We start from the raw sequence: 9,343 nt of genomic DNA on the forward strand, positions 1-9,343 counted from the left end.
CGGGCTCCCCAGTTTTGACCTTGGACCATTGGAGGGACTCCATGAGCTACAAGATTCCAAGACTGGGCTGGTTGCCGGATCCGCTCGATCCCCGCGACCTGACGGTGCGTGCGCCGGAGGTGAAGCGCTCCCTGTCCGCGGTCATGCCCCGGCTGTCACCGAAGGGTGCGGTGGGGGCGGCGGCGGGCGCGACGTCGGTGGGCCCGCTGCGGGTGGACCTGCGCAAGTGGTGCTCCGCGGTCGAGGACCAGGGACAGATTGGCTCCTGCACGGCGAACGCGGTGGTGGGCCTGTACGAGTACTTCCAGCGCCGGATGACGGGCGAGAACATCGAGGCCTCGCGCTTCTTCCTCTACCGGGCGACCCGGCGGCTTCTCGGGTGGGACGGCCGGGGCGACACGGGGGCCTTCATCCGCAGCACGATTCGCGCGCTGCGCCTCTTCGGCGTGCCGCCAGAGGAATACTGGCCCTACAAGGAGAGCGACTTCGACCGCGAGCCGCAGGCCTTCCAGTACGCCTTCGCGCAGAACTTCCGGGCCATCCAGTACTTCCGCCTGGAAGAGAAGATCGGGCATTTGAAGAGCGCGCTGGACGCGGGATTGCCGTTCGCCTTCGGCTTCACCTGCTTCAGCTCGATGTTCTCGCCGGAGGTGAAGGCGAGCGGGATCATCCCGTACCCAGCACCGCAGGAGGCCGTGGAGGGTGGTCACGCCGTCCTCGCGGTGGGCTACAGCGACTCCCACGTTTTCTTCAAGAACAGTTGGAGTCCGGAGTGGGGACTGGACGGCTACGGCTTCCTTCCGTGGACCTTCTTCGACCGGGAGCGCCCCCTGGCGACGGACTGCTGGGCCCTGCTGGATGCCGCCCTCATTCCTCCGGAGGAAGCGACCCGGGAGGACATCGAGGAGGAGGAGAAGCCGGGCAAGCGAAGGGCGCGTCCGAGCCGTGCGGAACGGACGCCGGCGCTCATCCAGGTGGTCCGAGGGAATGATCCATTCACCGAGGTCCCCCTGCGCATCACGTCATCGGGCGTGGAGGCGGCACATGACGCATTGCGGATGGGGCTTCGTTCGACTCGCGAGGCGGTCTCGGTACGGCTGCGCCGCGTGAGCATCACCCCGTCCTTCGACTTCACGTCGCTGAGACAGGCGTCCGACGACCTCTACCTTGTCGGGCTCGCCTGGGACCTCTCGGGCCGGAATCCATCGCTCCTCGCCTCGGCCGCGGAGCCGACGAAGGGCGTCTTCCGTCAGGACGGAGCCGGCAGGGAGATCCGCTTCGGGGATGGCGGCCTCCAGGTATGGCAGGGAGCGCCTGTGATTGGCGCGCTCTACCTGAACCTCCTGCTCGTGGAGAGCAGCAAGGGGGCGGAGAATCTCTCCAAGACGCTGCACGACGTGGAGAGCATCGTGAAGAAGAACCGCCTGGGGACCGCCCTGGCCGAACAGGGCTCCGAGGTGGAGGCCGAGTCCCTCGTGCGGACGGAGGAAGCGGCGCGCCTGCTGATGGGCGAGGTGACGGCGGCGCTCGGAAAACAGGGGCATGTCATCCCCTGCTTCAAGGGCGTGTTCGGAGCGGACTCCTTCCTTCACGGACAGACAGACGTCTATGACCAGCTCGGCACGGTCGTCGAGTTGGAGCGGGCCCTCAAGGAAGAGACCCGAAGCACCACGAAGCCACGGCTCACGGCGCTTCAGCAGATGCAGATGGCACTCGTCGAGGAGCGCCAGCGCGGAAGCGGCAAGGTGGCCGAGACTCCGCGGGAGGACATCCTCCCCCCGAAGACGGAGGAGGCGGCCCCCAAGCGTCCTCATGGGCCCAGAGCCTGACCCCTGTCACCCACGCCGGCGGCGTTGTTCGCGCTTCGCCGCCGCGCGACGAGTCCGCGGACAGCGGCCTGGAGTACCCAGCCCAATGCGACCAGGCCGGAGAGCAATCCCACCGAGTCCCCGATGCGCGCATACAGCGTGGACACCCGTCCCACCGGCAGCTCGGCGCGCAGTACCCGCTCCTCCGCCGTGAAGTGGTCCAGTTCGCCATACACGCGCCCGTAGCCGTCCACCGCAACGGACAGCCCCTGGTTCACCTGGCGCACCATGCTGAAGCCCTGCTCCACCGCGCGGAACACCGCCTGACGCGTGTGCAGCGGGCTGATACCCTTCCAGTCGCTCGACGGCAGCAGGAGCAGTTCGAGCCCACGCTCCGAGGCGCTTGAGAACACCGCCGGGAAGTCTCCGTCGAAGCAGATGGCGCCCCCCAGGACTCCCACGCCGGGGGCCTGGCTCACCGCCGGCTCCGCGCTGCCCGGGATGGAGTGATCCGCCTCCCATCCCGGCACCGGCCGGGACTTCACGTAGCGCCATGCCACCGCGCCATCCGGTCCCACCAGGATGAGCTCGTTGCGCAGCATCCGCTCCGCCTCGGGCGTCATGCTCGCCACCGACATGCCGAGCCATACGCCCCGCTCGCGAGCCAGCGCGCTCCCCTTCGCGATGAGCGCTTCCAAGTCCCCGGCCAGCACCACCGCGTTGCCCTCGGACCAGAGGAGGAGCTTCGCCCCCTTCGCGGCCTCCTGCTCCGACAGTCGCAGCAACTCCTCGTTCACCGCGCGCGAGGCCTCGGCGAAGGCTCGCCAGTCCTCATCGGCGAAAGCCTCGCCCTTCATGAGCCGGGACAACCCCGCCTCGCGGCCCGTGGCCACATCCCCCGCCACGGTGATGCCCGCCACCCGGACGGGCTCGCCCACCCTCCCCGCCCCCGCGAGCCGCAGCGCTCCGAAGCCGAGGATGGCCACCAGGACCGCCGCGTACACCGCCAGCCCGGGCAGGATGCGGCGCCCTGTATCCCGGTGCTCGAACGCCCAGTTGGCCACCGTGGCGAACCACACCAGGACGAACGTCAGGCCCCACAACCCCGTCACCGACACGAGCTGCACCAGCACCGGCAGCTTTGCCTGGGTGTAGGCCAGCACTCCCCACGTGCCGAATGGATTGCCCAGGCTGCTGAAGAGCTCCAGCCCCGTCGTCGCCGCTGGCAGGAAGAGCGTCCCCACGAACGTGCCCCGTGGCCCCACGACGAGCCGGTCCGCCAGGTACAGCAGCGCGACCACCACCGAGCCTCCCAAGGCCATGCCGAAGGCGCTCGCGGCGGAGCCCGGGAACACTCCCAGGTTCGCCACGCCAACGGCGATGGTGTTGGCCACCAGCAGCCCCACGAAGCCCACCGCGGGCCGCTGCCTCCGGGAGAAGAAGAGGAACAGGGCGCCCATCAGCCAGCCGGGCAGCACCGCCCACTCCGTGTTCAGCAACAGCACCAGTCCAGCCCCGACGCCCAGGGCGAGCCACGGCACGAACGTGGACAGACGCCGTGCTCCTTCGTCCGGATGACCGCTCATCGCGCTCCCCTCTTCTTCGTCGAACCTGTCGTCGGCTTCATGCGCCCCAGTGCTTCGCGCGCCTCGTCACACCAGCGCAGGTGCGCCTCCAGCCCGAGCAGCCCCGCGCGAATCGACAGGTGCTGGTAGGCGAACTCCGGATCGTCCTTCCGAGCGTGGCGGACGTCCTCGTCGATGAGGCGCAGCACCGCCAGCAGCCCCTCCGCCTCGGCGCGGCTGCGCTCCACCTGCGCCAGGGAGTCCGCGGGCCCCACCTGGGCCCCGAAGAAGAGCTTGAGCAACAGCTCGTTGCGCTCGACATGCGGGAGCACCGGCCGCTTCAGCCATTCCGCGAGCGCCTTCCGCCCCGCCGCCGTCACCCGGTACACCTTGCGGATCCGTCCGCCCCGCGAGCGCTCCTCCGGCTCGAGCTCGACAAGGCGCTCCTCCGCCATCCGCTCCAGCGTCGGGTACAGGTTGCCGTAGCTCTCCTGCCAGAAGTGCCCCACCGACCGCTCGATGGTGCTTCGCAGGTCGTACCCACTCATCGGCTCCCGGCACAGCATCCCCAGGATGGCGAACCGACAGGTGCTCTCCCTCGCCATGACTGCCTCCTCCACCCGGATATATCAGGCTGATATATCCGGCCACCAGCCCTCGTTTGGCGTCCCCCGGTGGGCGTGCTCATTCGCTGGGACGCCGGCCACACTCCCAGTTCAAGCCGTGAAACAAGCCTGCTCTCATCCAGAGGACGAACCTTAGAGTGGCTGCATGACCTCTCTCCGCTCGTCCTCTTCGTGGTCCCCTTCCCTGCGAGCCACCGTCGCGCTGGGCTTCCTGTCCCTGGGCGCTGGCTGTGGCCCTGAAGCTGTCGGCGATCCACCCGCCGTGGCGCAGGCCGCTCGGCCTCTCCTGGGGGCCACGCCCGCCGCCGCCGGTGAGTTCCCCTGGATGGTGTCCCTCCAGGATACGGCCGGGAACCACCTGTGTGGCGGCACCATCATCAACACCCACTGGGTCCTCACTTCACGCCAGTGCGTGCTGGGGACCGGCACCGTGACGCCCCCGCATCCCAGCACCCTGCGTGTCGTGGCGGGCGGCAACAGCCTGTCGTCGATGAACAGCACGGGTCAGGTGAGCACGCTGCTGGACATCATTCCCCTCATTGGCTCGTGGGATCCGGCGCAGGGCAAGGACGCGGCGCTCCTGCGGGTGATGACCCCGCTGACGCTCAATGGCACCACGGTGGCGGCCCTGCCGGTGGCGACGGCGGCGGATGTCTCCTCCGGCTACACCAATCCGGGTGTCATCGCCACGCTCTCGGGCTGGGGGCAGACGACCCCGGGCGGTGCAATCCCAGACGCGTTGATGAAGATGAGCGTGCCGCTGTTGTCCAACGCGGATGCCTCCCTGGCGCTGGGGCAACCCCTCACCACCGACCAGCTGGGGACGGATGGTTCGGCGCAGGGCAATGCCTTCTGCACGGGGGACGTGGGAGGCCCGCTGGTGGTGGACGGCCCCTCCGGGAAGAAGCTGGTGGGCGTCGCCAGCTACAACCTGGGCTGCTCGGCGCCGAACATCTTCGAGCGGGCCGCGTACCTCAAGGGGTTCATCGACTACATGACCCCGCGGCTGAGCACCGCGCCGCGGGCGACGCTGAGTTACGTGAGCGCCCCCCAGGGCGGCTGGAAGCACTACTCACTGACCCTGCCGTCGGGCATCCCCGCGTTCACCGTGTCGCTCCAGAAGGGCACCGGCAATGGCACCCTCTACGTGCGCTACAACGGAGCGCCCACGCTGACGAACTACGACTGCCGCTCCGGTGCCACGGACAGCAACCTGGAGTATTGCTCGCTCTACTACCCGAGCCAGGGGACCTGGTACATCTCCGTGTATGGCGAGACGGCTGTCACCAACGCCTCCATGCTCGGACGTACTTTCTATTGATACGGCCGCCTGCTCCGGGTGCCATGAAGACGGGGTAGGCTTCCGCGCTCATGAGCACGAACGGAACGGCGGCGCCCGGATTCTGGCTGGAGGTCGACCTCTCGCTGACTGGCGATGAGGTCAGCGCCACGGCGCGGGGTAGCGGTGGCCAGCAGCCCGCGCCGCACAGGTTGGGGCCCGCGCACTCGCGCGACGCCCTCCGCCGCTTCGGTGAGTGGGTGCGGGACGCAGCCGTGCGCGGCGTGCCCCTGGAGTCTCCCGAGCAGGCGCGGGCGCTGCACTCCGCGCTCTTCCGCGAGGGGCTCCAGGAAGTGCTGCTCGAGCTGCGCGGCGTGTCGCGCAACATCGGGAGCAAGAAGCCGCTGCTGCTGCGCCTGCTGCCTCGGGACCGCGAGCTCCAGGCGCTTCCCTGGGAGGCGCTCTGTGGACCGTCCGGGCCGCTCGACTTCCTCGGCATCTCGCCGGAGCTGTGCATCGTGCGCGGGGTGCAGTCCACGAAGCCCTGGCTTCCTCGCGAGGTCACCGGGGCCGTGCGGCTGCTCGTCGTCTCGCCGCTCGACGAAGAGGCTCCGGCCCGCCTGCGCGCCATGCTCCAGCCGGCCATCGACTCCGGAGCGCTGGAGTGGATGGAGCCGCTCGTGGGGCCCCGCTCGCGGCGCGACTACGTCATCGACCGGCTTCGCTCGGAGCCCGCGCCGCACATCCTGCACTTCATCGGTCATGGCGGGGTGGACGCGAAGGGAGCCCCGGTCCTGCAACTCACGGATGCGGACGGCGCGTCCGCGGGGCTCTCCGTGGAGCTGCTGGCGAAGGAGCTGGCGGGAGCCTTCCGGGGCGACCTGCGATTGGTGGTGCTCGAAGCCTGTCAGGGCGCTCAACCGGGGGCGCTGACGAGCGCGGCGGAGCTGCTCGCGCAGGGCGGCGCGGACGCGGTGGTGGCGCACCTGTGGCCGGTAAAGACAGACGTGGCGCGTGCGTGCTCGCGGGCCTTCTACCGCGCGTTGGTGGGCGACACCCGGCACCGGGGCGACGTGGCCCGCTGCCTCCATGACGCGCGCAGCACGGTGCTCACGGAGTTCGGCGAGAGCGCCGAGGCCTTCTCCCCCGTGCTGTACCTGCGAGGCAGTGACACCACCCTCTTCTCCTTCCGGCCCGCCCGGGTGAACTCCGCGCCCCGTGCACCCGTGCAGTCCGAACCGGTGCGCGGCGAGGACCCGTCCCTGCACGGGCTCCTGGACCTGGTCTCGCGTCCCTTCTCCCTGGTGCTGGGCGACCACGGGGGCGCCACGGACGAGGACCTGCGGGAGCTCTTGCACGGCCGGATGCGGGGCACGCCGTGGGCCGTACCGGAGGCGCTGCCAATGAGCGCGCTGGCGCAGCGGTTCACGCTGCGCTTCGGGCCCAAGACGCTGGACTCGCACTTCCAGGAGGTGTTCCAGGATGCGACGCCCACGCTGCCGCTGGTGGAGGCGCTGGCGCGGCGGCTGAAACCCGGCGTCCACATCACGCTCTTGCGCATGCCCGTGCTGGAGCACGCGCTCGCGCTGCACCGGCCGGAGCTGCCGCTGTATGTCATCCAGCCCTCGTCGCCCGACGAGGGCTCCGCGCTGATCCGTCGGCGCCTGCCGGGGCAGGGCTGGGAACCGCTCGACACGCTGCCCCTGGACTTCGACCCGTCGCGCGACGTGGCGCTGGTGCGGCTGTACCGGGGCTATCTGCCCGACCGCGTCTTCGAAACGCCGCTGCTCACGGAGGACGATTACCTGCACGGCGTGCGAGACCTGGAGTCCGTCCTGCCTCCGGACCTGGCGGACGCCATCCTGGGGACATTGGACAGCCGGCCCGCGCTGCTCATTGGACTGTCGTTGCTGACATGGAACCACCGCATGTTGTTGTCGCGGCTGTTCGGACGCCGGCCGCTGCCTCGCAAGAGCCTGGTGCTTCTGGAGCCCGGGGTGCATGAGGCGGAGTCCTGGAAGTCAGGCCGGGGCCTGCCCGCGGGCACTGGCATCCAGGTGGTGCAGGCGGAAGCGGGCGCGGTGGCCGAGTCCCTGGGCACGGGGACGCCGGGAGGTTCGCGATGAGCGGCCTGGTGAATCCCTTCCTCGGGCCGCAGCCCTACCGCGCGGCGGACCGCGAGCGCTTCTTCGGCCGCGAGACGGTGACGCAGCGGCTGGTGAACCGCATCCTCGCGCACCCGTGCCTCACGCTCTTCGGCCCTTCGGGCGCGGGGAAGTCGTCGGTGATGCAGGCCGGTGTGATTCCGCTGTTGGAGGAGGCGCACGAGTTCCGCACGGTGCGCATCGACGGGTGGCTCGCGGGTGAGGCTCCGCTGGCGCGGCTCGTGCGCACGATGCACGCGGAGCTGGAGCTGGGGCCGCCGCCGGAGCAGGCGGGGACGGTGGAGGCGCTGGACTCGGCGTTGGAGCTCGCGTCGCAGCGCTCGGACCGGCCGGTGCTCATCTACCTGGACCAACTGGAGCAGCTCTTCCTGCCGGGGCGCGACGTGGAGGCGACCGGCGCGCTGCTGAAGGGCCTGGACGCGCTGGCACGCAAGCCGGTGCGCGGGCTGCAGCTCGTGCTGGCGATGCGCGAGGACTACCTGGGGCGCTTCCGCGACCGCGTGCGGGGCCGGCGCGAGTTGCTGGAGCAGGGCTTCCGGCTGGGGCCGCTCACCGTGGGCGAGATGGTGAAGGTGTCGTGCCGGCTGGCCACCGAGAAGGGCCTGCCCTCGCAGCCCTGGTCCGAGCAGGAGGTGCGCGCGCTGATGCGGCAGGTGCGCATGGCGGGACAGGGCGAACAGGACGATGACGCCGAGGTGCAGGCCGCGTTCGCGCAGATCGTCTGCCGGGCGCTGTGGGACGAGCGGGCGCGGGGCCAGGCCGTGGAGCCTGTCGCCGCGGAGCCGATGGTGCACCGCTACCTGGAGGCGACGCTGGATGCGCTCGGCTCCGACAAGAAGCGGGCGGCGCGCCGGTTGCTGGAGCAGCACCTCATCGCGAGCGACGGCAGCCGGACCCTGCTGACGGAGCAGGAGGCCCGCGCCGAGCTGCCACCCGAGCATGCGGACGAGGTGCTAACGCACCTGGAAGCGGCGGCGGTGCTGCACGCGGAGCAGCACCAGGGCAGCCGGTACTTCGAACTGGGACACGACTGGCTCGCGCGCAAGGTCTTCGACCTCAAGCAGCAGCGCATCGAGCGTGAGTCCGCGCAGCGACAGCGCCGGCGTGAAGCGGCCGAGCGGCGCAAGCTCATCGTCCTGGCGTCGGTGGCGGTAGGCGTGGCGGCGTTGATGGCCCTGCTGCTCATCTGGGCCTGGATGGAGCGAACCAAGGCGGACCAGGCGATGACGGCCGCGGATGCCGCGAAGCAGGAAGCCGTCAAGCAGGCGCGAGACGCACGGGGATTGGCGTTGATGACAGGGGCTCGCGACCTGCAGGGCCGCGGCTACACCGCGATGGCCACGAAGCTGCTGCTCGAAGTGCCCGAACCCGAGCAGGCGCGGTGGTGGACACAACTGGCGCATGACGTCCTGAAGGAACCCCTCCCGGAGGTGACGTTCCAGGGGACGGCGCCGCTGAACGTCGCGGCCTTCAGCCCGGACGGCCAGCGGGTGGCGGCGGCCTCCAGGGAAGGACCCGCGTGGGTATGGCGCGTGGACGGGACGGGCACCCCCGTGGCGTTGACGGGCCATGAGGGCATCGTCGACTCCATCGAGTTCAGCCCGGACGGGCAATGGGTTGCCACCGCCAGCCGGGACGCCACCGTGCGGGTGTGGCGGGCGGATGGGACGGGCACGCCCGAGGCGCTCTGGAAGTACGAGGACACCGTTCACTCCGCGAGGTTCAGTCCAGATGGCCAGTGGCTGGTGACGGCTTCGGCGGACATGAGCGTGCGGGTGCGGCGGGCGGATGGAACCGGCGAGCCCATGATGCTGGGCGAGCACCAGGCCTCGGTCCTGTCGGCGCGCTTCAGCCCGGAGGGGCGGCGCGTGGTGACCGCGTCCTGGGACAGGGCGGCGCG

5 protein-coding genes and 1 pseudogene are annotated in these 9,343 nt (G+C 70.2%); 4 read left to right on the forward strand and 2 right to left on the reverse strand.

Going from position 1 to position 9,343, the window contains the following annotated elements; all coding sequences use genetic code 11:
• Nucleotides 1–41: 41 nt before the first annotated feature.
• On the forward strand, nt 42–1,829 hold the full coding sequence (locus D7Y04_RS42065; RefSeq protein ID WP_121763014.1) for a C1 family peptidase: 1,788 nt from the start codon (nt 42–44) through the stop codon (nt 1,827–1,829).
• On the opposite strand, the gene D7Y04_RS42070 is transcribed toward D7Y04_RS42065, so the two are convergent.
• Entirely contained in the window at nt 1,811–3,394 is a 1,584-nt protein-coding gene (locus D7Y04_RS42070; RefSeq protein ID WP_121763015.1) for a nitrilase-related carbon-nitrogen hydrolase, read from the reverse strand. The genes D7Y04_RS42065 and D7Y04_RS42070 overlap by 19 nt on opposite strands.
• Nucleotides 3,391–3,978, reverse strand: a complete 588-nt coding sequence (locus D7Y04_RS42075; protein WP_120594372.1) for a PadR family transcriptional regulator — start codon at nt 3,976–3,978, stop codon at nt 3,391–3,393. The genes D7Y04_RS42070 and D7Y04_RS42075 overlap by 4 nt, the downstream gene beginning before the upstream one ends.
• 166 nt (nt 3,979–4,144) lie before the next feature.
• Between D7Y04_RS42075 and D7Y04_RS42080 the strand changes: the two genes are divergently transcribed.
• From D7Y04_RS42080 to D7Y04_RS42090, 3 genes and pseudogenes are all read left to right on the forward strand, one after another.
• Entirely contained in the window at nt 4,145–5,320 is a 1,176-nt protein-coding gene (locus D7Y04_RS42080; protein ID WP_121763016.1) for a trypsin-like serine protease, read from the forward strand.
• A gap of 50 nt (nt 5,321–5,370) precedes the next feature.
• Nucleotides 5,371–7,404: a CHAT domain-containing protein gene (locus D7Y04_RS42085; RefSeq protein ID WP_121763017.1), complete on the forward strand. Its 2,034-nt coding sequence runs from the start codon at nt 5,371–5,373 to the stop codon at nt 7,402–7,404.
• Nucleotides 7,401–9,343: pseudogene (locus D7Y04_RS42090) on the forward strand (hypothetical protein); the annotation flags it as partial. The gene D7Y04_RS42085 and the pseudogene D7Y04_RS42090, both read left to right, overlap by 4 nt.

The sequence above is a fragment of the Corallococcus sp. AB038B genome, assembly GCF_003668955.1.
Lineage (GTDB): Bacteria > Myxococcota > Myxococcia > Myxococcales > Myxococcaceae > Corallococcus > Corallococcus exiguus.